This is a genomic window from Lactiplantibacillus sp. C232, from assembly GCF_023806725.1.
Classification (GTDB): Bacteria; Bacillota; Bacilli; order Lactobacillales; family Lactobacillaceae; genus Lactiplantibacillus; species Lactiplantibacillus plantarum.
In genome coordinates, this window is sequence record NZ_JAMSKZ010000077.1 from 1 (window position 1) to 240 (window position 240).

At 42.1% G+C, this 240-nt stretch carries 1 protein-coding gene; it reads right to left on the minus strand.

Going from position 1 to position 240, the window contains the following annotated elements; translation table 11 throughout:
* Nucleotides 1-240: transposase (locus MZO41_RS17085; RefSeq protein ID WP_252129726.1), on the minus strand; the 240-nt coding region annotated here is incomplete at both ends.

Genomic DNA, 240 nt, shown 5'->3' on the forward strand with positions numbered 1-240 from the left:
TACGATTCCGGCTTCCTTGGTGACCTTGTCGAAACCTCGCACCGAGAATCGATTGAAATGTAAAGAAGCCTTCATCTTGCCAAAAACTGGCTCAACATCGATCTTACGTTGAGCGTAAATCTGACCAGTTTCTGGAGCTGAAAGTAATTCTCGTTGTTTCGATTTGAAATATTCCCAATTTTCGTTCACGGAAATCCTTTTAAGATATCCTTTTGGTGTTAGTGCCGCGGCAATTAGTTG